The following is a 21,760-nucleotide window of genomic DNA, read 5'->3' on the forward strand; positions in this document are numbered from 1 at the left end:
AAGCCGTGGCGGCGGTGATGCGCAAGCTGCTCACAGCCGTGTGGGCCTTGGTGCGCAACCCCGCACGCTACGACGGCAGCAAGCTGTTCGCGGTTGTGCAGGGTTGACTGCGAACAGAGTGTCTACAATGGCCACGGGTTGTCGGCGGGCGCAGGCCCGCCGACGGCCTCGACGGGTCGCCAGTGTCGACGGGGCGTGCTCGTCGCGCTCACGAGGCGCGTGACATGATCGCGCCGTCGCCGCTGCCCCCGGAGTGCCCATGCGCCTGTGTGCCACGGTCCTGGTCCTGTCCTTCGCCGCGCTTGCCGGTTGCGACGGCGGGCCCACCGCGCCTGCCGGGCCTCCACCCGCCGTGCAGCCGCCAGCGCCCGCCGGACCGGCCCAACCCGGCGAACCCGCCTCGCCGTCCCGGCCGTCCGCCGCTCCCGCCGGCCCGCTGCGCATCGACGGAGCCGCCGAAGGCGCCCTGCGCTTCGACGGCTTCGGCCCGGTCCGGTTCGGTGACGATGCGCAAGCCGTGCGCCAGGCCTGGGGCGGCGACCTGGGCGCTGCCGGGCCGGTGGAACCGGGCGGCTGCCATTACCTGATCCCCCAGCCCCTGGGCCCGGAGGGCTACCGGATCGCGTTCATGGTCGAGGGCGACCGGTTCGTGCGGGTGGACGTGGCCGATCCGTCGATCGAGGCCCCGGGCGGCGCCCGCGTGGGCATGGCCGGCGACGCGGTGCGCGCGTTGTACCCGGGACGGGTGGCCGAACAGCCGCACAAGTACGACCCCGACGGGCGGGTGCTGCGGGTAGCGGCGCCCGCAGGCGAGGGCGCGCTGGTCCTGGAGCTGGACGCCGACGGGCGCGTGGATGAATGGCGGGTGGGCATCCCGCCGCAGGTCGATTACGTGGAAGGGTGTTCCTGAGCCCGGCCGGGCGTCCGGCATAATCGCGGCAGGCCGCAGTCGGGGGAGACCAACGTGGCGGGTGCGCTGTTCCATCTCGTTGCCGGGATCGTGCTGCTGGCCCTGGGCGGCGATTCGCTGGTCAAGGCCGCCTCGACCCTGGCCCGGCGCGCGGGCGCCAGCCCGTTCGCCGCCGGCCTGGTGCTGGTCGCGTTCGCGACTTCGGTGCCGGAGCTGGCGGTCAACCTGTGCGCGATGGCCGCCGGCGAGCCGGCGCTGGCGCTGGGCAACGCGGTTGGCAGCAACATCGCCAACTTCGGCCTCACCCTGGGCGCGGCTGCGCTGTGCGCCCCGCTGCGGTTGCGCTGGCCGGCGCTGCCGCCGCTGCTGCTGTGCCTGGTGCTGGCCACCGTGGCCGCCATCCTGCTGGCCCAGGACGGACGGCTCAGCCGGATCGACGGCGCGATCCTGGTCGCGGCCTTCGCCGTGGTGCTGGGCGTCGCGTGGAGCATCGGACGCCGCCAGGCCCGGCTTGGCGAGGAGTTCGCCGACCTCTTCCCGGTCCACGGATCGACCGTGCCGAACCTGGCGCGGCTGGCGATCGCCGCGGCGCTGCTGTGGTTCGGGGCCAGCTGGGTGGTGCGCGGGGCGGTCGGGCTCGGCCCGGTGCTGGGCATGGAGGCGCTGGTGCTCGGCCTGCTGCCGGTGGCGATCGGCACCGCGCTGCCAGAAGTGGCGGCCGCGATCGCCGCCGCGCGCCGCGGCCAGGGCGACCTGGTGGCCGGGCACGTGATTGGCTCGAGCCTGGTGAACCTGCTGCTGGTGGTGGGCGGCATGGCGCTGGTGCGCGACGTGCAGGTGCCGGCCTCGTTCGTCCGCTTCGAACTGCCCGCGGCGCTGGTGCTGGCCGCGCTGCTGCTGCCGATGCTGCGTGGCGGGCTGGAAGTCAGCCGCGCCGAGGGCGCGGTGCTGCTGGCCGCGTTCCTGGCCTGGGTGGGCTTCGAGGTGGTGATGCTCTAGCCGGCAGGTGGCCGGCTCAGCCGTCGTCCAGCCCCTCGGCCTGTTCGCGCGCGCGCTGCTCGGCGCGCTCGTCGGCGTCGTCGCGGATGTGGCCTTCGGGCTCGGCCCGGGTCGACGGCGCCACCGGCCGCCGGTCCATCAGCGACAGCGCGGCGCGCGACATCAGGTGCGCGGCCACCGGCGCGGTCAGGAACAGGAACACCGTGATCAGCAGTTCGCGCGGGTGCAGGCCGGTGCCGTGGATCGACCGGTGCAGCACCGAGGCGGCGAGGATGCAGCCCACGCCCAGGGTGCTGGCCTTGGTCGGGCCATGGATGCGATGGAAGAAGCTCGACAGCTTGACCAGGGCGAAGCTGCCCAGGAACACGAAGAAGCAGCCCGCCACCAGCAGCAACAGCGTCGCGATGTCGATCGCCAGCCTCATTCCACGATGTCCCTGCGCATGACGTACTTGCTCAGCACCACGGTGCCGAAGAACCCGAGCATGGCGATGATCAGGGCGATCTCGAAGTACACCTCGGTTTCGTCGAGCATGCCCAGCAGCACCACCTCGGCGATGGTGGCCACATAGAGGGTGTCCAGGGCGAGGATCCGGTCGGGCGCGGTCGGGCCGCGCACCAGCCGCCACAGCGCCAGCAGCATGGCAACGCCGACCACCAGCATGCAGCCGGCGATCACCAGGTCGACCAGCCCGCTCACGGGAACACCCGCCGCAGCGGCGCTTCGTAGCGCTCCTTGATCAGGCGGACCATGCCCTCGGGGTCTGGCACGTCCAGGCAATGCACCAGCAGGTGCGAGCGGTCCTCCGACAGTTCGGCGGTGAGGGTGCCGGGGGTGATGGTGATCACGCTGGTCAAGGCCGAGATGCCGTGGATGTTGGTCAGTTCGAGCGGGATCCAGATGAAGCCGGGGGTGAGGTCCTCCTCGCGGCCGAGCACCTGCCGGGCGACGGTGACGTTGGCCACGATCACGTCCCAGAACAGCTTGATGCCCAGCGGCACCAGGATCCACGCCTCGCCGATGCGCGCGAACTCGCGCTCCAGGCGGGCGGCGATCTGCGGCATCAGCCAGGCCAGGAACCCGCCCATCAGCAGGGTACCCGGGCTGGTGCGTTCGGACATCAGCCACCAGAACAGGAAGACGGTGATGCTCTGCGGGATCGACGGGAACAGGCGGTTCAGCATGCTCGTCTCCTCATGGCGCGCGCCGCTGCGGGAGGGTGTCGCGCACCTGGTGCACGTACTCGGCCGGCTGCAGCAGCTGTTCGGCGGTGGCGGTGGCGTAGCGCAGCACCGGCGCAGGCAGCAGGCCCATCGCCACGACGTAGCCCAGCAGCAGCATGGTTGCCGCGAGTTCCTGCCCGCGCACCCGCGGCGGCTCCTCTTCCCACGGCTCGCGCACCTCCTGGCGGCCGGTGCGCCAGAACAGCCGCGAGCCGGTGCGGCTCAGGCCGATCAGCGCCAGCAGGCTGCTGCCCAGCACCGCGGCGTAGACCCAGCCGGTGTCCGCGTCGGGCACCTCGCCCAGCAGCAGGAACTTGCCGATGAAGCCCGACAGTGGCGGCAGCCCGACCAGGGCCACCGCGGCGAGCAGGTACACCACGCCCGTGACGGCGGGCATCGGCGGCGCGGTGGGCAGCACGCGGTCGCCGGCGCGGCCGCGCTCGCGCTGCACGATGTGGGCGATGAGGAACATCGCCGCCCCCGCAAAGCAGCTGTGCGGAAGGTAGTACAGGCCGGCGGCGATCGTGCCCGGCGTGGCCAGCATGAAGGCCACGAACAGCAGGCCCGAGGACATCAGCACCAGGTAGGCCGCGCCGATGCGCAGCCGCAGCGAACCGACCACGCCCAGGCTGGCCACCAGCATCGTCACCATGCCCAGCACCAGCATCGGCTGGCGCCCGAACCCTTCCAGCGGCCCGGCCGCTTCGCCGAACCACAGCGTGCCGGTGCGCAGCAGCGCGTACAGGCCGACCTTGGTCATCACCACGAACAGCGCGGCCACGGCGGCCGGCGCCCGGGCGTAGGCCTCGGGCAGCCACAGGTACATCGGCAGCAGCGCGGCCTTGGCGCAGAACACCACCAGCAGCAGCCCCAGCGTGACCCGCACCAGGGCCACGTCGCCGGGCGCCACCGCGGCCACGCGCACCGAAAGCTCGGCCATGTTGAGCGAGCCCAGCAGGCCGTACAGCAGCCCCAGCGCAATCAGGAACAGGGTCGAAGCGGCGATGTTGAACACCACGTAGTGCATGCCGGCCGCGATGCGCTCGCCGCGCGCGCCCGACAGCAGCAGACCGTAGGAGGCGATCAGCATCACCTCGAAGAACACGAACAGGTTGAAGATGTCGCCGGTCAGGAACGCGCCGTTGAGGCCCGCCAGCTGGATCTGGAACAGGGCGTGGAAGTGCAGCGCGCGCCGGTCCCAGCCGGCGCAGGCGTACAGCAGCGCCGGGATCGCGAGCAGGGTGGTGGTCAGCACCATCAGCGCGCTGAGCCGGTCGAGCATCAGCACGATGCCCAGGCGCGAGGGCCAGTCGCCCATCAGGTAGGCTTCCACCCGGCCCTCGTCGGCGCGCAGCACCAGCGCTACCGAGGCAAGCAGCAGCAGCGACAGTCCCATCCAGGCGCCGCGGCGCAGCACGCGCACCTCGTGGCGGCGCTCGAGCAGCAGCAGGATCGCGCCGGTCAGCAGCGGCAGCAGGATCGGGACCAGCACCAGGTGCTGCATCATGCGCCCGCGTCCTTTCCGTCCGGCAGCCCGCCCGGCGGCGGCTTGCGCTCGGGTTCACGGCCGTCGACGTGGTCGCTGCGCAGGTCGGCGTGGTTGCGCATCGCCACCACCACCACCACCGCGGTCATCGCGAACGAGATCACGATCGCGGTCAGCACCAGCGCCTGCGGCAGCGGGTCGGCGTAGTGCTCCGGGGTGGCGGCCGCGGCCGCGCGCAGGACCGGCGGCTTGCCCACCACCAGCCGTCCCGACGAGAAGATCAGCAGGTTGGTGGCGTAGGACAGCAGGGTCAGCCCCAGGATCACGTCGAACGTGCGCGCCCGCAGCAACAGGTACACGCCCGCCGCTACCAGCACCCCGATCGCGCTGGCCATCGCGAACTCCATCAGTCCATCGCCTCCGCTTCGAGCGTGCGCCGCCGCACCGTTCCCATCGTCGACAGGATCAGCAGCGCGCCCGCGAACACCACCACGTACACGCCCGTGTCGAACACCAGCGCGCTGGCCAGCGGCAGGTGCCCGATCACCGGCAGCTCCAGGTCCAGATGGCCACTGGCCAGGAACGGCAGGCCGAACAGGAGCGAACCCAGGCCGCCGGCGGCGGCCAGGGCCAGTCCGAGCGAGATGCCGCGCACGTAGTCGAAGCCGAAGGTCGACTCCACCGCGCGCGCACCCTGCAGCACGTACTTGATCAGCACCGGCACCGCGATCGTCAGGCCGGCGATGAAGCCGCCGCCGGGCGCGTTGTGGCCGCGCAGGAACAGGTAGATCGAGACCGTCAGCGCCAGCGGGAACAGCAGCTGGGTCAGGTCGGCCGGGATCGGCAGCTGCACCGGCGGCCCCGGGATCACCTCGTCCGGGCGCAGCCGCGCCCAGCGCAGCATCGCGTGCACCACCAGCGCGGCGACCGCGAACACGGTGATCTCGCCGAAGGTGTCGAAGCCGCGGAAGTCGACCAGGATCACGTTGACCACGTTGGCGCCGTAGGCCTCGGGCAGCGAGCGCGCGAGCAGTTCCGCCGACAGCGCCTGGTCGGGCTCGCGCACCAGCATCGCGTAGGCCAGGCCCGCGCAGCCGGCCCCGGCCACCACCGAGATCAGCGCGTCGCGCCAGCGCCGGAACGGCGTGCGCGCCTGCTTGGACTGCTTGGGCAGGTAGTTGAGCGCCATCATCATCATCGCGATGGTCACCATCTCCACCAGCAGCTGGGTCAGCGCCAGGTCCGGCGCGGAGAGCATCGCGAACGCCGCGCTGACCATCAGTCCGGTCGCGCCGATCACGATCAGCGCGGTCAGGCGCTTGCCGTGCCAGGCCACCGTGGCCAGGGTGGCGCCCACCAGCACCGCCCACAGCAGCCAGCCCAGTGGCGGCATCGGCCGCGGCCCCGGCAGGCCGGCCAGCAACGTGGCCTGCTCGCCGAGGAACGGCATCGCGCCGACCACCAGCACCACCACGATCATCCAGAACAGGCTGCGCCGGATGCCGCCGGCCGCGACCCGCCCGGTGTAGCGCCAGGCGGCGTTGAACAGCTTTTCGACGTTGAGGTGGAACAGGTGCCGGCCCCAGGTCCGCAGCATCGCGTCGTGCAGCGCGAACAGCCGGCGCAGGGCGAAGTAGAACAGCAGGCCGCCGACCACGCCGGCGATGCTCATCGCCAGCGGCAGGTTCCAGCCGTGCCAGACCGCGAGCGAGAAGTCCGGGGCGGCCGGGCCCAGTACCCCGGATACCGCGGTCTTGAGCACCGGCTCGACCGTCAGTCCGGGCAGGATGCCCACCGCCAGGCACAGCGCCACCAGGATCGCCACCGGCACCTGCATCCAGACCGGCGGCTCGTGTGGTTCGACCGGCAGCCCGCGCGGGCCGCGGCCGAGGAAGGCGTCGTGCACGAAACGCAGGCTGTAGGCCACGCCGAACACGCCGTAGAGCAGGGCGGCGATGCTGATCGCGATCCGGAAGCCGCTCGGGTCGCCGGCTTCCAGCGCTTCGGCGAAGAACATCTCCTTGGACAGGAAGCCGTTGAGCAGCGGGATGCCGGCCATCGCCAGCGAGGCCACGATCGCCAGCGCCGCGGTGTAGGGCATGTAGCGGCGCAGGTTGCCCATCCGGCGCAGGTCGCGGGTCCCGCATTCGTGGTCGATGATGCCCGCGGCCATGAACAGCGAGGCCTTGAACGTGGCGTGGTTGAGGATGTGGAACACGCCCGCCACCACCGCCATCGGCGTCGACAGGCCGAACAGCAGGGTGATCAGGCCCAGGTGCGAGATGGTCGAGTAGGCCAGCAGGCCCTTGAGGTCGTGCTGGAAGATCGCGTACCAGGCGCCGACCAGCAGGGTGATCGCGCCGATGGTGGTGACCACGTAGAAGAACAGGTCGGTGCCGGCCAGCGCCGGATGCAGGCGCGCGAGCAGGAACACGCCGGCCTTGACCATCGTCGCCGAGTGCAGGTAGGCCGAGACCGGGGTGGGCGCGGCCATCGCCTGCGGCAGCCAGAAGTGCAGCGGGAACTGCGCGCTCTTGGTGAACACCCCGGCCAGCACCAGGGCCAGGATCGCCGGGTACTGCGCGCTGGCGCGGATCGCATCGCCCGAGGCCAGGACCACGTCGAGCTCGTAGCTGCCGGCCACGCGCCCGATCAGCAGCACGCCGCCCAGCAGCGCCAGCCCGCCCATGCCGGTGATGGTCAGCGCCATCCGCGCGCCCTGGCGGGCGTCCTGGCGGTGGTTCCAGAACCCGATCAGCAGGAACGAGCTGATGCTGGTCAGTTCCCAGAACACCACCATCAGCAGCAGGTTGCCGGCCAGCACCACGCCGAGCATGGCGCCCATGAACAGCAGCAGGTAGCCGAAGAAGCGGCGGGCGCTGTCCTCCTCCGACAGGTAGTAGTAGGCGTAGAGCACGATCAGCGCGCCGATCCCCAGCACCAGGCCCGCGAACATCCAGGCCAGGCCGTCCAGGCGCAGCGACAGCGCCAGCCCCGCCTGCGGCAGCCACTCCACGCTCGACCCCGGCACCTGCCCGTCCATCACCCCCGGCGTGTGTCCGGCCAGCAGCGCCAGGCCCAGCAACGGGGCGGCGGCCGCCATCCAGGCGGTGGTCCGGCGGGAAGCGCCCGGCGCCAGCGCGATGGCCAGCGCCGCCGCGAATGGCAGGGCCAGGAGCAGGTTCAGCATCAGGAGTCCGGTGCGGGGGGACCACCGCGGCGCGTGCCGGGGCGGCACTCGAGTTTAGCCGACGCGGCCCCCTTTCTGCCCGCACGTTATCCTTCCGCGGATGACCACCCCCCCTCCCGAGGCGCCGCAAGCGCCGCCGTGGCGCCCGTCACGGCCGGGGCGGGCGCTGGTGCTGGGCGCCAGCGGCCAGATCGGGCGACCGCTGCTCGCGCGCCTGGTGCAGGCGGGCTGGCGGGTGGACGCGCTGTCGCGCCAGCCGCAGCCGCCGCTGCCGGGCGTGCACTGGTTGCGCGGCGACCTGGCCGGATGCCGCGAACTGCCCGGGGAGGTCGACCTGCTGCTCAGCTGCGGGCCGCTCGACGCCTTCGCCGCCCGCTTCGCCCGCGGCGACGTGGCCTGCCGGCGGGTGGTCGCCTTCGGCTCGACCAGTGTGGAGGCCAAGCGCACCTCTCCCGATCCGGACGAGCGGGCGCTGGCGGACCGGCTGCGCGCGGCCGAGGCGAGCCTGTTCGCGACTGCCGCCGGGCGCGGCGTCGCCGCCACCATCCTGCGGCCGACCCTGGTCTACGGCGCCGGCCGCGACGCCACGCTGACCCGGATCGCCGCCCTCGCGCGCCGGCTGCGCGGCTTCGCCCTGCCGGCCGATGCCACCGGGCGGCGCCAGCCGGTGCACGTGGACGACCTGGCGGACGCGGCGATGGCCTGCCTGGACGCGCCCGCCACCCACGGCCGCGCCTATGCGGTACCGGGCGGCGAGGCCCTGCCGTACCGGGAGATGGTGGCGCGCACGCTGGCCGCGCTGCCGGAGCGGCCGCGCCTGCTGCTGCTGCCCCCGGCGCTGTTCGGCGCGCTGCTCGGGCCGGCGCGGCTGCTGGGACTGGCCTCGGGATTCAACGATGCGGCGCTGGCGCGGATGCGGCAGGACCTGGTGTTCGACCCGGCGCCGGCCCAACGCGACTTCGGCTACGCGCCGCGCCCGTTCGCGCCCGACGCGGCGATGCTCACCCCTCCGGGGTGATCGGCGCCGCCGGCGCCCACCCGCTCACCAGCGCCAGCCCAGGGTCCGGTACAGCTTTGACAGTACCCAGGCCGGGCCGATCAGCAGGTAGCGAAGGTCGGTGAAGAAGCTCGGCTTGCGCCCCTCGAACCGCTTGCTGTGGCCGACGAACTGCGCGATCCACGCCACCACGAACACCGCCGCCGCCAGCCCGAGCAGGAAGCGCGTGCCCTGCAGGCGCTCGATCCAGAACGTCAGCCACAGCATCGCCACGAAGGTGGCCAGCATGCCGAAGCCGATCAGGCGCGAGGCGCGGTAATAGAACATCCACGCCGCGAAGCAGGCCAGGCCGGCCCACAGCCCCGACCGGAAGCCGCTGCCGGGCGGCACCGGGATGCACCACAGCAGCGCGATCACGCTCCACAGGATCAACGGCACCGCGACCACGTGGATGCGCTGGTTGGTCGGGTTGCGGTGGTCGGCCGAGTAGCTGGCGAACCAGCGGTCGATGGGGCGGTCGGAGGCCGGGTCGGTGGCGTTCATGGCTGTCCTCCGGGGTGCACGTCGTGCGGCGAGGATAGCGCAGGGCAGCGCGGGCATCAGCCGGCCGGGCTCAGTCGATCGAGATCCCCGCCAGCCGCTGCAGCGCCTCGGCGTAGCGGGCGCGGGTGCGTTCGATCACCTCGGGCGGCAGGCGCGGGCCGGGCGGGGTCTTGTCCCAGTCCAGCGTCTCCAGGTAGTCGCGCACGATCTGCTTGTCGTAGCTCGGCGGGCTGGTGCCGACCTCGTACTCGTCGGCCGGCCAGTAGCGCGAGGAGTCGGGCGTGAGCATCTCGTCCATCACGTACAGGCGGCCGTCGGCGTCGGTGCCGAACTCGAACTTGGTGTCGGCCAGCAGGATCCCGCGCTCGGCGGCATGGGCGGCGGCGTGCTTGTACAGGCGCAGGGTGGCGTCGCGCACCTGCTCGGCCAGTTCGGCGCCGGCGAGCTTGACCGCGGTGTCGAAGTCGATGTTTTCGTCGTGGGCCCCGACCGCGGCCTTGGTCGAGGGGGTGAAGATCGGTTCGGGCAGCTTCTCGGCCTGGCGCAGGCCGTCGGGCAGCGCGATGCCGCTGACCCGGCCGGTGCGCTGGTAGTCCTTCCAGCCGCTGCCAATGATGTAGCCGCGCGCGATCGCCTCGATCGGCACCGGCTTGAGCTTCTTCGTCACCACCGAGCGGCGCGCGTACAGCGCCGGGTCCACGCCCTCGGGCAGCACGCTGGCCACGTCGATGCCGGTGAGGTGGTTGGGCATCAGCGCGGCGGTGTGCGCGAACCAGAAGTTGCTGATCTGGCACAGCATCTCGCCCTTGCCCGGGATCGGATCGGGCAGCACCACGTCGAAGGCGCTGAGCCGGTCGGTGGCGACGATCAGCAGGCGCTCGTCGCCCAGGTCGTACACGTCGCGCACCTTGCCGCGGTGGCGCAGGGTCAGTCCGGGAAGGTCGGAGGACAGCAGCGTGGTCGCCAAGGGTGTCTTGCCTTCGTGCGGGCCGGCCAGTGTAGTGGCAATCGCGCCGGCAATGAACGCCCGGCGGTACACTGGCGGGCATGAACCGCTGGTACGGGAAAGTCCTGGGCTTCATCGCCGGATGGCTGCTGCTGCGCCACCCGGCCGGGGGCCTGATCGGCCTGCTGATCGGCCACGCCTTCGACGCCGGCTGGGTCGGCGGGGGCCGCCACGCCGCCGCCTATCGCACCCTGGGGCTGGAGCCCGACGCCGGCGACGCCGAGGTCGACCAGGCCTATCGCCGGCTGATGTCCCAGTACCACCCGGACAAGGTCGCCGGCGCGGCGCCGGAGCTGCGCGCGCAGGCCGAGAAGCGCGCCAGCGAGATCAATGCCGCCTACGACCGGATCCGCGACCGCCGCCGACGCTGACCCGCCGGGCGCGGCCCGGTCGCCGGCCGCCACCCGACCCACCGCAGGAATCCGCATGCAGCCGCCCGTCATCGCCCCTTCCATCCTCTCCGCGGACTTCGCCAGGCTCGGCGAGGAGGTCGACGCGGTCCTGGCCGCCGGCGCGGACTGGGTCCACTTCGACGTGATGGACAACCACTACGTCCCCAACCTGACCATCGGCCCGCTGGTGTGCGAGGCGCTGCGCCGGCACGGCGTCACCGCGCCGATCGACGTGCACCTGATGGTCGAGCCCGTGGACCGGATCGTCCCGGACTTCGCGAAGGCGGGCGCGACGCTCATCAGCTTCCACCCCGAGGCCTCGCGCCACGTGCACCGCACGATCCAGCTGATCAGGTCCGAAGGCTGCCAGGCCGGCCTGGTGCTGAATCCGGCGACGCCCCTGGACGTGCTCGACCATGTGCTCGAGGACCTGGACCTGGTGCTGCTGATGTCGGTCAACCCCGGCTTCGGCGGCCAGGCCTTCATCCCCTCGGCGCTGGACAAGCTGCGCCGCGTGCGCGCGCGCATCGACGCCACCGGCAAGCCGATCCGGCTCGAGATCGACGGCGGGGTGAAGCCGGACAACATCCGCGACATCGCGGCGGCCGGCGCCGACACCTTCGTCGCCGGCAGCGCGATCTTCGGCCAGCCCGACTACGCGGCGGTGATCGCGCACATGCGCCGGGAGATCGCCGGGGCGGGCGCATGAGCACCTGTGACCTGTGCGACCGGTTCGAGGATCGCGTCCGCGTGCTGGACCTGCCGCTGCGCGACTACGGCGGCCGCATCGCGTTCGCCGGCCGGGTCAGCACGGTCAAGGCGCTGGAGGACAACTCGCTGGTGCGCGAGGCCGTGGCCGAGCCGGGCGAGGGCCGGGTGCTGGTGATCGACGGCGGCGGCTCGCTGCGGCGGGCGATGCTCGGCGACATGCTGGCGGACAAGGCGGTGGCCAACGGCTGGAGCGGGGTACTGGTGCATGGCGCGATCCGCGACAGCGTCGCGCTTGCCCGCCTCGACCTGGGCGTCAAGGCGCTGGGCACTTGCCCGCTGAAGACCGACAAGCGCGGCCAGGGCCTGCGCGACGTGCCGGTGCGGTTCGGCGGCGTGGAGATCCGGCCCGGCGACTGGCTGGCCGCGGACGAGGACGGCGTGATCCTCGCCGACGCCCCGCTGGCCTGAACCCGGTACGCTGCGGCGCCGCCCACGCCTGCCCGCGCGCGGGAAGGACCGGCACCCCCGGCCCGCCGGGAGGACCGTCGGTGAACATGTCGAGCGAAGCCTCGGCGAGCCTCCCTCACCCGCCTGCGGGAGGACCGGGGTGGGGGCCGGGCGAAACGACGCAGCATCAGGCGCACCTGCCTCCATCCGACGCCGCCCAAGGCCACCGCGCCGCCTGCTTCACGCCTCCCTTCGCACCGCACCCGGATCATCCCGGCCTGCGCACCCTGCGCGAGTCTGGATCCGATGCCTCCAGCCCACTGGCGACTCATCCTCAACGGCAAGTCCGCCGGCGACGATGCGCTGCGCGACGCGGTGCAGGCGCTGCGCGAGCGCGGGCAACGCCTGGACGTGCGCGTGACCTGGGAGCGCGGCGATGCCGACCGCATCGTCGCCGAGGCGCTCGAGGACGGCGTCGGCGTGCTGATCGCGGCGGGCGGCGACGGCACCCTGAGCGAGGTCGCGACCGCGCTGGCCAGCCGCGACCGGCCCGCGGGCGCACTGCCGGCGCTGGGCCTGGTGCCGATGGGCACCGCCAACGACTTCGCCGCCGCCGGCAGCTTCCCGGAGACGCCGCTGCCGGCGCTGGAACTGGTGGCGGCCCGACCGGCCACGCCCATCGACCTGCTGCGCCTGGAGGCCGGCGGCGACATCCACTGGGCCGCCAACCTCGCCAGCGGCGGCTTCGGTACCCAGGTCACGGTGGACACGCCCGAGGGCATGAAGAAGCTGCTCGGCGGCCTGGCCTACCTGCTCACCGGACTGGCGAAGCTCGGCCGCATCGACCCGGTGCAGGCGCGGCTGCGTGGTCCGGGCTTCGAATGGGACGGCGGCTTCATCGCGCTGGGGATCGGCAACGGCCGCCAGGCCGGCGGCGGCCAGGCGCTGTGCCCGGACGCGCTGGTCGATGACGGCCTGCTCGATCTGACCGTCATCCCCGAACTCTCCGGCGAGATCGCCGCCACCCTGGGCACCGTGGCCAGCGAAGGCAAGGCCGCCGCGCTCGCCCGGGTGGCCACGCGCACGCGCCTGCCCTGGGTCGAGGTCGAGGCGGACGAGCCGCTGGTGCTCAACCTGGACGGCGAGCCGGTGGAGTCGCGCGCGTTCCGGATCGACTGCGCCCCGGGACGGCTGCGCATGTACCTGCCCGCGGACTGTCCGTTGCGTTCGCAACCACCGCCGTCCGTGTAAAACCGGCGCCAAAGCCGTTACATTACGCGCCATGGGCGCGTCCGCATCCACGCATTTCCCTGCTGCCGGCACGAGCTGGCGATGGTGGCACGCCGCCGCCATTGCCCATGCCCGCCCGTGTCCCGAGGAAATGCCGCGTGACCTCGCAAGAAGAATTCCAGCTCTCCGCCGCTGAAGGCCATACCCGCATCCCGGTCGTGCGCGAGGTCCTGTCCGACCTCGACACGCCGCTGTCGGTGTACCTGAAGCTCGCCGACGGCCCGCATACCTACCTGTTCGAATCGGTCGAGGGCGGCGAGCGCTTCGGCCGCTATTCGATCATCGGCCTGCCCGCGACCCGCGTGTTCGCGTTCCGCGGCCACACCCTGACCGTGAGCGAGCACGGCGAGGTGGTGGAGACACGCGAGGTGGCCGACCCGTTCGCCGAGGTCGAGCGCCTGCGCGCCGAACATTCGGTGCCGCGCCTGCCGGGACTGCCCGGCTTCACCGGCGGCTTGGTCGGATGGTTCGGCTTCGAGTGCATCGAGTACATCGAGCCGCGCCTGCGCGCCAACGCCAGGCCCGACGAACTCGGCACCCCGGACATCCTGCTGATGCTCAGCGAGGAGGTCGCGGTGTTCGACAACCTCAAGGGCCGGCTGTACCTGGTGGTGCACGCCGACCCGCGCGGGCCGCAGGCCTGGGCGCGCGCCAACCGCCGCCTCGACGCGCTGGCCCACCGCCTGCGCCACGGCGGCGCCGGCTACCCGGAGACGCTGCGTCCCGAGGCGCTGGACGAGGCGCACTTCGAGTCCGGCTTCACCCGCGAGGGCTTCGTCGCCGCGGTCGCGCGCGCCAAGGACTACATCGCCGCCGGCGACGCCTTCCAGGTGGTGCTGAGCCAGCGCCTGAGCGTGCCGTTCAACGCCCGTCCGGTGGACGTGTACCGCGCGCTGCGGGCGATGAACCCGTCGCCGTACATGTACTTCCTCGACGTCGGCCGGACCCAGGTGGTGGGCTCGTCGCCCGAGATCCTGGTGCGGCTGCAGGACGGCACCGTGACCGTGCGCCCGATCGCCGGCACCCGCCCGCGCGGCGCCACGCCCGAGGAGGACCAGGCGCTGGAGGCCGAGCTGCTGGCCGATCCCAAGGAGCGCGCCGAGCACCTGATGCTGATCGACCTGGGCCGCAACGACGTCGGCCACGTGTCCGAGCCGGGCAGCGTCGAGCTGGGCGAACGCTTCGTGATCGAGCGCTACAGCCATGTGATGCACATCGTTAGCGAGGTCACCGGCCGGCTGAAGTCCGGGCTGAGCTACGCCGACGTGCTGCGCGCGACGTTCCCCGCCGGCACGGTCAGCGGGGCGCCCAAGGTCCGCGCCCTGGAGATCATCCGCGAGCTCGAGCCGGTCAAGCGCAACGTCTACGCCGGCGCGATCGGCTACATCGGCTGGCACGGCGACGCCGATACCGCGATCGCGATCCGTACCGCGGTCATCCAGGGCGGCCGCCTGTACGTGCAGGCCGGCGCCGGCATCGTGTTCGATTCCGACCCGGAAAAGGAATGGGACGAGACCATGAACAAGGGCCGCGCCCTGTTCCGTGCGGTGGCCGAGGCGGCGAGGGGATTGTGAGGCGCTGCATGTCCCGCTGCCTGTCCATCGATTTCGTGCGCCGCCATCCATGTCCACCGCATCGCGTCCGACCGGGGTTCCTGCCGTGCTGCTGATGATCGACAACTACGACAGCTTCACCTGGAACCTCGTCCAGTACCTGCAGGCGCTGGGGGCCGAGGTGAAGGTGGTGCGCAACGACGAGCTGTCGGTCGGGCAGATCGAGCGGCTTGCGCCCGAGCGCATCGTGATCTCGCCAGGGCCGTGCACGCCGAACGAGGCCGGGGTCTCGGTCGCGGTGGTCGAGGCGCTGGGGCCGCGGATCCCGATCCTGGGCGTGTGCCTGGGCCACCAGAGCATCGGCCAGGCCTACGGCGGCCGGGTGGTGCGCGCCGGGCGGATCATGCACGGCAAGACCTCGCCGATCCGGCACGCCGGACAGGGCGTGTTCGCGGGATTGCCCGACGGCTACGAGGCCACGCGCTACCACTCGCTGGTGGTCGAGCGCGACTCGCTGCCCGGCTGCCTCGAGGTCACCGCCTGGACCGAACACGAGGACGGCACGTTCGAGGAGATCATGGGCCTGCGCCACCGCGCGCATCCGGTCGAGGGCGTGCAGTTCCATCCCGAATCGATCCTCACCGAGCACGGCCACGCACTGCTCAAGAACTTCCTGGAGCGCTGACCGCCCGCGCTCCCCCACGCACGACCACCATGGAACCCGCCCTCCCATGACCATCACTCCCCAGGAAGCCCTGCAGCGCACCATCGAGCACCGCGAGATCTTCCACGACGAGATGATCGACCTGATGCGCCAGATCATGCGCGGCGAGGTCTCGCCGGTGATGGCCGCCGCGATCCTCACCGGGCTGCGGGTGAAGAAGGAGACGGTGGACGAGATCGCCGCCGCCGCCCGGGTGATGCGTGAGCTCTCGCGCCCGGTGGAGGTCGCCGACCGCCGCCACCTGGTCGACATCGTCGGCACCGGCGGCGACGGTTCGCACACCTTCAACATCTCCACCGCCAGCATGTTCGTGGTTGCGGCGGCGGGCGGCCGGGTGGCCAAGCACGGCAACCGCAGCGTGTCCTCGAAGTCCGGCAGCGCCGATGCGCTGGAGGCGCTGGGCGCGGCGATCGAGCTGCAGCCGGAACAGGTCGCACGCTGCATCGCCGAGGTCGGCGCCGGCTTCATGTTCGCGCCGATCCACCACCCGGCGATGAAGGCGGTGGCGCCGGTGCGGCGCGAGATGGGCGTGCGCACGATCTTCAACATCCTCGGGCCGCTGACCAACCCGGCCGGCGCGCCGAGCGTGCTGATGGGCGTGTTCCACCCCGACCTGGTCGGCATCCAGGTGCGGGTGCTCAAGGAGCTGGGCACCGAGCGCGCGCTGGTGGTGTGGGGCCGCGACGGCATGGACGAGATCTCGCTCGGCGCGGCCACCCTGGTCGGCGAGCTGCGCGACGGCGTGGTGCGCGAGTACGAGATCCACCCCGAGGACTTCGGCATTGCGATGGCGGCCAGCCGCAACCTGCAGGTGTCCGGCCCGGAGGAATCGAAGGCGATGCTGCTCGGCGCGCTGCGCGGCGAGGCCGGGCTGCCGCTGGAGATCGTCGCGCTCAACGCCGGCGCCGCGCTGTACGTGGCCGGCGTCGCGGACGGCATCGGCGAGGGCATCGCCCGCGCGCGCGAGGCGATCGCCTCCGGGGCCGCCCTGGCGCGGCTGGAGTCCTTCGTCGCCACCACCCGGCGGCTGGCGCAGGACGGCGGCTGAGGCGGTTCCACGCGGGCCGCCGATGCTGCGAGAATGCCGGCCCGACCGCACACGACGCCCGCATGGAATCCAGCGCGTTCGCGACGCTTCCGCCGCCGCCCTACTACGCGGTGATCTTCAGCTCCGCCCGCACCGGCGCCGACGAGGCCGGGTATGCCGAGGCCGCCGGGCGCATGGTCGAACTGGCGCGCCGGCAGCCCGGCTTCCTCGGGGTGGAATCGGTGCGCGGCGCCGACGGCTTCGGCATCACCATCTCCTACTGGGAGAGCGAAGAGGCGATCATGGCTTGGCGCAACCACGCCGAACACGCGGCCACGCGCGAACGCGGGCGGGCCCGGTGGTACCGCCACTTCGAGCTCCGCGTCGCCCGCGTCGAACGCGCTTACGGCTGGGACCGCGGCGCCGCGGCCGACGGCGCGTGAGCGCGGGCGCGGGCATGCCACACGCCGGCCATGCGATCATGTCCGTCGCGTCGCCGCGCCCCGCTGCGGCGACGGGTTTCGAGGAGGACCAACGCCCGTGAACCGTCTCCTGCGTCCTTCGCTGCCGTGCAAGGACGACATCCTGCAGCGGATCCTGGCGCGCAAGGCCGAGGAAGTGGCCGCGCGCAGCGCTGCCCGGCCGCTGGCCGAAATGCGCGCGCAGGCCGCCGACATGCCGCCCGCGCGCGGCTTCGCCGCCGCGATCGAGGCCCGGATCGCCGCCGGCGACCCGGCGGTGATCGCCGAGATCAAGAAGGCCAGCCCGTCCAGGGGCGTGATCCGCCCGGACTTCGACCCGGTGGCGATCGCGCGCAGTTACGAGGCTGGCGGCGCCGCCTGCTTGTCGGTGCTGACCGACGTCGATTTCTTCCAGGGCGCCGACGCCTACCTGCAGCAGGCGCGTGCGGCCTGCGCGCTGCCGGTGCTGCGCAAGGACTTCACCATCGACCCCTACCAGGTGCACGAGGCGCGCGCGCTCGGCGCCGACTGCATCCTGCTGATCGTGGCCGCGCTGTCCGACGCCCAGCTGGCCGAGCTGTGCGGCACCGCCATGGCCATCGGCCTGGACGTGCTGGTGGAGGTGCACGACATCGACGAGCTGGAGCGGGCCATCCAGGTGCCCGCGCCGCTGCTGGGCATCAACAACCGCAGCCTGCGCACCTTCGAGGTCTCGCTCGACACCACGCTCTCGCTGCGCGATGCGGTACCGCGCGACCGCCGCCTGGTCACCGAAAGCGGCCTGCACACGGCCGCCGACGTGGCGCGGATGCGCGCGGCCGGCATCGACGCCTTCCTGGTCGGCGAAGCCTTCATGCGCGAGCCCGACCCGGGCCAGGCGCTGCGACGGATGTTCTTCCCGGCATGAGCACGGCGCAGACGCCGCGCGGCGACGCGCCGCTGGTGGTGTTCGACTTCGACCACACCCTGTACGACGGCGATTCGGGCAGCCACCTGTTCGCCTGGCTGATCCGCCGCAGCTGGTGGCGCACCGCGCTGGCGCTGCTGGCCACGCCGCTGCTGGGGCCGATGGTGGCGTTCCTGCCCACGCGCCGCTACGGCATTTCCGGCTACGTCTGGATCGGCACCGTCGGCATGCCCGGGCCGCGCACGCTCGAGGGCGTGATCGACCGCTACGTGGCCCGCCACGAAGCGCAGATCCGGGCGCGCCTGCTGCCGGTGGCGCTGGAGGTGCTGCACCGCCACCGCGAGGCCGGCGACCGGGTGGTGATCGCCACCGGCGCGCCGCCCGAACTGGCGCGCGCGATCCTGGCCTTCGTGGCCCACGAGGCGGTCCCGGTGATCGGCAGCCAGGTGGGTCCGCGGCTGGGCGCGATCGTGGCCGTGCGCCACTGTCACGCCGAGGAGAAGATGCGGATGCTGCGCGAGCGCGGCTATACCGGGATCGAGGTCGCCTACTCGGACTCCAGCGCGGACCTGCCGCTGCTGCTGGCCGCGCGCAGGCCGGTGGTGGTCAACCCCAAGCGCGGCAGCGTCGAGCGCTTCCGGCGCCTGCTGCCGCCCGGCACCCCGATCCTCAACTGGGGCTGCCGCAGCCGCGGCGGCGATCCGGTGGCGGCCCCGGAGGAAGCCTGAGGCGGCCGCGATGCGCGCGGAGTGCCGCGAACCGGCAGCCGTGCGGGCAAGGCGCCATCGGAGCGTGGTTGCGCGGGTCGCGGCTGACGCCGCTCCTGCAGGCCACGATCCCTTGTAGGAGCGGCTTCAGCCGCGACCATCACCAATCAGCTGGCCGTAGAAGCGACTCCAGCCGCGACCATCGCCAGTCGGCGGTCCATGCGCATGGCTTCAGCCCCGGCCGTCGCCCCCCGCAACCGCCGTCAGGCGTCCCCCAGCCGCTTGATGAAGCGCAGGGTCCCGTCGCTGAAGCCGCAGGCCTTGTAGAAGGCGTGGGCGTCGGTACGCTGCGAGCCGCTGGCCAGTTCCAGCCGGGCCGCGCCGCCGGCCCGGGCGCGGCGCTCGGCCTCGCGCAGCAGCTGCCGGCCCAGGCCCTGGCCGCGCGCCGAGGAGGTCACCACCAGGGCGGTGATCCGGCAGGTGACGGTGTCCAGCGGCAGGTAGTACATGAAATCCAGGGCCACCAGGCCCGAGACCACGCCGTCCACCCGCGCCACCACCAGCGCCTGGCGGTCGTTCTCGAGGATGCTGCGGATGCGCCGGTCGGCGTCCGCCCGGTCGCAGGGGTAGCCCAGTTCGGACAGCAGGGCGGCCACGTCGTCGGCGTCGACCTCGCTGGCGCTGCGCAGGTCGGCGTCCGGCAACTCGCCCGGCGGGCCGAAGTGGGCCACGCTCATCGCGTGCCGTAGAGCACGATGGTCTTGCCCCGGGCGTGCAGCTTGCCGTCGGCCTGGAGCTTCTTCAGCACCCGGCCGGCCATTTCCCGCGAGCAGCCCACCAGCCGGGCCAGCTCCTGGCGCGAAACCCGCAGCTGGGTGCCCTCCGGATGGCTCATCGCCTCCGGCTCGCGGGTCAGGTCGTGCAGGGTCCGGGTGATCCGGTCGGTCACGTCCAGGAAGGCCAACCGGCCGGCCTTGCGGCTGGTGTCGAGCAGGCGCCGGGACAGCTGGGCCCCGATCGCGTACACGATCGAGGTGGCGTCGTTGGCCAGGGTGCCCTCGAACAGCTGGTAGAGCCGCTCGTAGCTGATTTCGGCCAGTTCGCACGGGGTGCGGGTGCGCAGGATCACCTCGCGCACGTCCGATTCGATGAACAGGCCCATTTCGCCGACGAATTCGCCGTTCCCGAAGTAGCCCAGGACCAGCTCCCGGCCGTCGTCCTCCTCGGTGATGATGCTCACCGAGCCGCTGATGACGTAGTAGAGCGTGCCGGCGGGGTCGCCCGGCCGGAACACCTCGGTGCGCGGCGGGTAGCGGCGGCGGTGGCAGTGGGCGAGGAAGCGTTCGATGGTCGCGGGGGACGGCGCCATCGGGTGGGTAGGGCGGCGGTAGCTGCTGATGAGGGCCACAGGGCTCGGATTCATGCAGGGGGGAACGGGGGAAGCACGGAGATTAGGACGTCCCCGCCCCCGGGGCAAACTGTCTTGTCCCCCCCGCGACCGGGTTTGCCCCATAATTCCGCCCTTCGTCCGCCCGACCGGGGACCGTACCGACGTGGTCAAGCCTCTGCCTCGCCTGAAGCTCCAGGGCTTCAACAACCTCACCAAGTCGCTGTCGTTCAACATCTACGACGTGTGCTATGCGTCGTCGGAGGACGAGCGACGACGCTACATCGAGTACATCGACGAGGAGTACAACGCGGACCGGCTCACCCAGATCCTGACCGACGTGGCCGAGATCATCGGCGCCAACATCCTCAACATCGCGCGCCAGGACTACGATCCGCAGGGCGCCTCGGTGACCATCCTCATCTCCGAGGAGCCGGTGATCGACAAGCGCGACGCCAAGGGCGTGATTTCCGACGCGGTGGTCGCGCACCTGGACAAGTCGCACATCACGGTGCACACGTACCCGGAAACCCATCCGGACAACGGCATCGCGACCTTCCGCGCCGACATCGACGTGGCCACCTGCGGCGTGATCTCGCCGCTGAAGGCCCTGAACTACCTGATCGAGAGCCTCGAGTCCGACATCGTGGTGATGGACTACCGCGTGCGCGGCTTCACCCGCGACATCAAGGGCAAGAAGCACTTCATCGACCACAAGATCAACTCGATCCAGGATTTCCTGCACAAGAACATCAAGGCCAGGTACGAAATGCTGGACGTGAACGTCTACCAGGAGAACATCTTCCACACGAAGATGCACCTGAAGGATTTCGACCTGGACCAGTACCTGTTCGAGGAGAAGGCCCGCAACCTCTCCTTCAAAGAGCGGATGAAGATCGAGGCGCGGCTCAAGCGCGAGATCGAGGAGCTCTACCACGGCCGCAACCTGGTCGACTGACCGGCGTGCCGGCGGCGCTCGCCCCGCGGCCGCGCCCCGGTCGGGCCCGCGGTGACGGCGCCCGGTCGCACCCGCGGCGGCCCCGGGCGGCCGTGGTGGCCTGCGCCTTCGGGTTCTTCGCGCGCCGGGCTAGAGCCGGTAGGCCACGGTCTTCATGAATTTCGAGGCCGCCGCCATCAGGCCCGGGATCGGCGGCGGCAGCACCCGGGCGCCGGCCTGTTCGGCGTTGTCGGCGTGGCGGGCCTCGTCGATCTTCATCTGCCGCAGGATCTCGCGGCTGCGCTGGTCGCCCTCGGGCAGCGATTCGAGGTGCTCGTCGAGGTGGGCCTCGACCTGGCGTTCGGTCTCGACCACGAAGCCGAGGTTCCAGCCGTCGCCGCGCAGGCCGGCCAGCACGCCCAGGGCGTAGCTCCCGCCGTACCACAGCGGGTTGAACACGCTGGGACGGCTGTCGAGCTCGCGCAGGCGCTCGGCGCACCAGGCCAGGTGGTCGGTCTCCTCCTGCGCCGCCTCGAGCAGGTGCTCGCGGGTGGATTGTTCGCGCGCCACCGCCGCCTGGCCGTAGTACAGGCCCTGGGCGCAGACCTCGCCGACGTGGTTGATCCGCATCAGCCCGGCGGCGTGCCGGCGCTGGGCCGGATCGAGTTCGGCCCGGGGCAGGTCCCCGGCCGGGTTGGGGCGGCTGGCGAGCGGCTGGCCGAACACGGTGTCCAGGGCGCGCTGGGCCTCGACCAGCAGCCGGTCGACCGGGTCGAGCCGGCGCTGGCTGCGCCGGGCCGGGGCGGGAAGGGGGACAGGCAGGCGGGATGCGGGACTGGACATCGGGGCAGGGTCGGGGGGGG

At 72.1% G+C, this 21,760-nt stretch carries 25 protein-coding genes; 14 read left to right on the forward strand and 11 right to left on the reverse strand.

The genetic code is table 11. The features are described 5' to 3' along the window. Window positions 1-259 precede the first annotated feature (259 nt). Both FQY79_RS14680 and FQY79_RS14685 read left to right on the forward strand, forming a co-directional pair. On the forward strand, window positions 260-910 hold the full coding sequence (locus FQY79_RS14680) for a hypothetical protein (protein WP_146313639.1): 651 nt from the start codon (window positions 260-262) through the stop codon (window positions 908-910). Window positions 911-964: 54 nt separating this feature from the next. Next, window positions 965-1,909 carry a sodium:calcium antiporter gene (locus FQY79_RS14685; RefSeq protein WP_146313640.1) on the forward strand — a complete coding sequence of 315 codons (945 nt, stop codon included), beginning with the start codon at window positions 965-967 and terminating at the stop codon, window positions 1,907-1,909. Window positions 1,910-1,925: 16 nt separating this feature from the next. On the opposite strand, the gene mnhG is transcribed toward FQY79_RS14685, so the two are convergent. The 6 genes from mnhG to FQY79_RS14715 are packed head-to-tail and all read right to left on the reverse strand — an operon-like array spanning window position 1,926 to window position 7,808. Continuing rightward, window positions 1,926-2,333, reverse strand: a complete 408-nt coding sequence (gene mnhG / locus FQY79_RS14690) for a monovalent cation/H(+) antiporter subunit G (RefSeq protein ID WP_146313641.1) — start codon at window positions 2,331-2,333, stop codon at window positions 1,926-1,928. Beyond that, a complete protein-coding gene (locus FQY79_RS14695) occupies window positions 2,330-2,572 on the reverse strand; it encodes a K+/H+ antiporter subunit F (protein ID WP_246123149.1) in 243 nt (80 codons plus the stop codon). Before FQY79_RS14695 ends, mnhG begins: the two co-directional genes overlap by 4 nt. A 32-nt stretch (window positions 2,573-2,604) precedes the next feature. Next, complete coding sequence (locus tag FQY79_RS14700) at window positions 2,605-3,093, reverse strand: Na+/H+ antiporter subunit E (protein WP_146313643.1); 489 nt, start codon at window positions 3,091-3,093, stop codon at window positions 2,605-2,607. Window positions 3,094-3,103: 10 nt separating this feature from the next. Then, window positions 3,104-4,636 (reverse strand): monovalent cation/H+ antiporter subunit D, encoded by a 1,533-nt coding sequence (locus FQY79_RS14705; RefSeq protein ID WP_146313676.1) that lies wholly within the window; start codon window positions 4,634-4,636, stop codon window positions 3,104-3,106. Continuing rightward, on the reverse strand, window positions 4,636-5,025 hold the full coding sequence (locus FQY79_RS14710) for a Na+/H+ antiporter subunit C (protein WP_146313644.1): 390 nt from the start codon (window positions 5,023-5,025) through the stop codon (window positions 4,636-4,638). The genes FQY79_RS14705 and FQY79_RS14710 overlap by 1 nt, the downstream gene beginning before the upstream one ends. After that, a complete protein-coding gene (locus FQY79_RS14715) occupies window positions 5,025-7,808 on the reverse strand; it encodes a monovalent cation/H+ antiporter subunit A (RefSeq protein ID WP_146313645.1) in 2,784 nt (927 codons plus the stop codon). The genes FQY79_RS14710 and FQY79_RS14715 overlap by 1 nt, the downstream gene beginning before the upstream one ends. A gap of 100 nt (window positions 7,809-7,908) precedes the next feature. Between FQY79_RS14715 and FQY79_RS14720 the strand changes: the two genes are divergently transcribed. Further along, a complete protein-coding gene (locus FQY79_RS14720; protein ID WP_146313646.1) occupies window positions 7,909-8,826 on the forward strand; it encodes an NAD-dependent epimerase/dehydratase family protein in 918 nt (305 codons plus the stop codon). Between the two features lie 24 nt (window positions 8,827-8,850). On the opposite strand, the gene FQY79_RS14725 is transcribed toward FQY79_RS14720, so the two are convergent. Then, window positions 8,851-9,348: an Mpo1 family 2-hydroxy fatty acid dioxygenase gene (locus FQY79_RS14725; protein ID WP_146313647.1), complete on the reverse strand. Its 498-nt coding sequence runs from the start codon at window positions 9,346-9,348 to the stop codon at window positions 8,851-8,853. A 70-nt stretch (window positions 9,349-9,418) separates the two neighbouring features. After that, entirely contained in the window at window positions 9,419-10,315 is an 897-nt protein-coding gene (locus FQY79_RS14730; RefSeq protein WP_146313648.1) for a phosphoribosylaminoimidazolesuccinocarboxamide synthase, read from the reverse strand. Window positions 10,316-10,395: 80 nt separating this feature from the next. On the opposite strand from FQY79_RS14730, the gene FQY79_RS14735 reads away from it, so the two are divergent. The 10 genes from FQY79_RS14735 (at window position 10,396) to FQY79_RS14780 (ending at window position 18,594) form a co-directional block, all read left to right on the forward strand. Next, complete coding sequence (locus FQY79_RS14735; RefSeq protein WP_146313649.1) at window positions 10,396-10,725, forward strand: J domain-containing protein; 330 nt, start codon at window positions 10,396-10,398, stop codon at window positions 10,723-10,725. A 55-nt stretch (window positions 10,726-10,780) separates the two neighbouring features. Beyond that, window positions 10,781-11,455, forward strand: a complete 675-nt coding sequence (rpe, locus tag FQY79_RS14740; RefSeq protein WP_146313650.1) for a ribulose-phosphate 3-epimerase — start codon at window positions 10,781-10,783, stop codon at window positions 11,453-11,455. After that, window positions 11,452-11,925: a ribonuclease E activity regulator RraA gene (gene rraA, locus FQY79_RS14745; protein WP_146313651.1), complete on the forward strand. Its 474-nt coding sequence runs from the start codon at window positions 11,452-11,454 to the stop codon at window positions 11,923-11,925. Before rpe ends, rraA begins: the two co-directional genes overlap by 4 nt. A gap of 285 nt (window positions 11,926-12,210) precedes the next feature. Further along, window positions 12,211-13,155, forward strand: coding sequence for a lipid kinase YegS (gene yegS, locus FQY79_RS14750; RefSeq protein ID WP_146313652.1), 945 nt, complete (start codon window positions 12,211-12,213; stop codon window positions 13,153-13,155). A gap of 137 nt (window positions 13,156-13,292) precedes the next feature. Then, on the forward strand, window positions 13,293-14,768 hold the full coding sequence (gene trpE / locus FQY79_RS14755) for an anthranilate synthase component I (protein ID WP_146313653.1): 1,476 nt from the start codon (window positions 13,293-13,295) through the stop codon (window positions 14,766-14,768). 85 nt (window positions 14,769-14,853) lie between these two features. After that, entirely contained in the window at window positions 14,854-15,432 is a 579-nt protein-coding gene (locus tag FQY79_RS14760; RefSeq protein WP_146313677.1) for an anthranilate synthase component II, read from the forward strand. A 46-nt stretch (window positions 15,433-15,478) separates the two neighbouring features. Beyond that, entirely contained in the window at window positions 15,479-16,519 is a 1,041-nt protein-coding gene (gene trpD / locus FQY79_RS14765; RefSeq protein WP_146313654.1) for an anthranilate phosphoribosyltransferase, read from the forward strand. A 62-nt stretch (window positions 16,520-16,581) separates the two neighbouring features. Continuing rightward, window positions 16,582-16,941 (forward strand): antibiotic biosynthesis monooxygenase family protein, encoded by a 360-nt coding sequence (locus tag FQY79_RS14770; RefSeq protein ID WP_146313655.1) that lies wholly within the window; start codon window positions 16,582-16,584, stop codon window positions 16,939-16,941. Window positions 16,942-17,062: 121 nt separating this feature from the next. Next, window positions 17,063-17,866, forward strand: coding sequence for an indole-3-glycerol phosphate synthase TrpC (gene trpC / locus FQY79_RS14775; RefSeq protein WP_146313678.1), 804 nt, complete (start codon window positions 17,063-17,065; stop codon window positions 17,864-17,866). Next, window positions 17,863-18,594 (forward strand): haloacid dehalogenase-like hydrolase, encoded by a 732-nt coding sequence (locus tag FQY79_RS14780; RefSeq protein WP_146313656.1) that lies wholly within the window; start codon window positions 17,863-17,865, stop codon window positions 18,592-18,594. The genes trpC and FQY79_RS14780 overlap by 4 nt, the downstream gene beginning before the upstream one ends. Before the next feature lie 242 nt (window positions 18,595-18,836). Here FQY79_RS14780 and FQY79_RS14785 read toward each other — a convergent pair whose 3' ends face one another. Continuing rightward, on the reverse strand, window positions 18,837-19,310 hold the full coding sequence (locus FQY79_RS14785; protein ID WP_146313657.1) for a GNAT family N-acetyltransferase: 474 nt from the start codon (window positions 19,308-19,310) through the stop codon (window positions 18,837-18,839). Continuing rightward, window positions 19,307-19,942, reverse strand: a complete 636-nt coding sequence (gene crp / locus FQY79_RS14790) for a cAMP-activated global transcriptional regulator CRP (protein ID WP_425463214.1) — start codon at window positions 19,940-19,942, stop codon at window positions 19,307-19,309. Before crp ends, FQY79_RS14785 begins: the two co-directional genes overlap by 4 nt. 184 nt (window positions 19,943-20,126) lie before the next feature. Here crp and speD point away from each other — a divergent pair, with 184 nt between their 5' ends. Continuing rightward, entirely contained in the window at window positions 20,127-20,918 is a 792-nt protein-coding gene (gene speD, locus FQY79_RS14795) for an adenosylmethionine decarboxylase (protein ID WP_146313659.1), read from the forward strand. A 129-nt stretch (window positions 20,919-21,047) separates the two neighbouring features. Here speD and coq7 read toward each other — a convergent pair whose 3' ends face one another. Beyond that, window positions 21,048-21,740, reverse strand: a complete 693-nt coding sequence (gene coq7 / locus FQY79_RS14800; protein WP_146313660.1) for a 2-polyprenyl-3-methyl-6-methoxy-1,4-benzoquinone monooxygenase — start codon at window positions 21,738-21,740, stop codon at window positions 21,048-21,050. Window positions 21,741-21,760 lie beyond the last annotated feature (20 nt).

This window comes from Luteimonas wenzhouensis, assembly GCF_007859305.1.
Lineage (GTDB): Bacteria > Pseudomonadota > Gammaproteobacteria > Xanthomonadales > Xanthomonadaceae > Luteimonas > Luteimonas wenzhouensis.

What these genes read in the sequence shown, in the direction of transcription:
- trpD (WP_146313654.1), top strand. Translation starts at nt 15,479, where the DNA reads ATGACCATCACTCCCCAGGAAGCCCTGCAGCGCACCATCGAGCACCGC.
- FQY79_RS14680 (WP_146313639.1), top strand. Translation starts at nt 260, where the DNA reads ATGCGCCTGTGTGCCACGGTCCTGGTCCTGTCCTTCGCCGCGCTTGCC.
- mnhG (WP_146313641.1), bottom strand. Translation starts at nt 2,333, where the DNA reads ATGAGGCTGGCGATCGACATCGCGACGCTGTTGCTGCTGGTGGCGGGC.
- FQY79_RS14735 (WP_146313649.1), top strand. Translation starts at nt 10,396, where the DNA reads ATGAACCGCTGGTACGGGAAAGTCCTGGGCTTCATCGCCGGATGGCTG.
- yegS (WP_146313652.1), top strand. Translation starts at nt 12,211, where the DNA reads ATGCCTCCAGCCCACTGGCGACTCATCCTCAACGGCAAGTCCGCCGGC.
- crp (WP_425463214.1), bottom strand. Translation starts at nt 19,942, where the DNA reads ATGGCGCCGTCCCCCGCGACCATCGAACGCTTCCTCGCCCACTGCCAC.
- FQY79_RS14710 (WP_146313644.1), bottom strand. Translation starts at nt 5,025, where the DNA reads ATGGAGTTCGCGATGGCCAGCGCGATCGGGGTGCTGGTAGCGGCGGGC.
- FQY79_RS14725 (WP_146313647.1), bottom strand. Translation starts at nt 9,348, where the DNA reads ATGAACGCCACCGACCCGGCCTCCGACCGCCCCATCGACCGCTGGTTC.
- FQY79_RS14785 (WP_146313657.1), bottom strand. Translation starts at nt 19,310, where the DNA reads ATGAGCGTGGCCCACTTCGGCCCGCCGGGCGAGTTGCCGGACGCCGAC.
- FQY79_RS14770 (WP_146313655.1), top strand. Translation starts at nt 16,582, where the DNA reads ATGGAATCCAGCGCGTTCGCGACGCTTCCGCCGCCGCCCTACTACGCG.
- FQY79_RS14695 (WP_246123149.1), bottom strand. Translation starts at nt 2,572, where the DNA reads ATGCTGGTGGTCGGCGTTGCCATGCTGCTGGCGCTGTGGCGGCTGGTG.
- rpe (WP_146313650.1), top strand. Translation starts at nt 10,781, where the DNA reads ATGCAGCCGCCCGTCATCGCCCCTTCCATCCTCTCCGCGGACTTCGCC.
- FQY79_RS14720 (WP_146313646.1), top strand. Translation starts at nt 7,909, where the DNA reads ATGACCACCCCCCCTCCCGAGGCGCCGCAAGCGCCGCCGTGGCGCCCG.
- FQY79_RS14715 (WP_146313645.1), bottom strand. Translation starts at nt 7,808, where the DNA reads ATGCTGAACCTGCTCCTGGCCCTGCCATTCGCGGCGGCGCTGGCCATC.
- FQY79_RS14700 (WP_146313643.1), bottom strand. Translation starts at nt 3,093, where the DNA reads ATGCTGAACCGCCTGTTCCCGTCGATCCCGCAGAGCATCACCGTCTTC.
- FQY79_RS14705 (WP_146313676.1), bottom strand. Translation starts at nt 4,636, where the DNA reads ATGCAGCACCTGGTGCTGGTCCCGATCCTGCTGCCGCTGCTGACCGGC.
- coq7 (WP_146313660.1), bottom strand. Translation starts at nt 21,740, where the DNA reads ATGTCCAGTCCCGCATCCCGCCTGCCTGTCCCCCTTCCCGCCCCGGCC.
- FQY79_RS14780 (WP_146313656.1), top strand. Translation starts at nt 17,863, where the DNA reads ATGAGCACGGCGCAGACGCCGCGCGGCGACGCGCCGCTGGTGGTGTTC.
- rraA (WP_146313651.1), top strand. Translation starts at nt 11,452, where the DNA reads ATGAGCACCTGTGACCTGTGCGACCGGTTCGAGGATCGCGTCCGCGTG.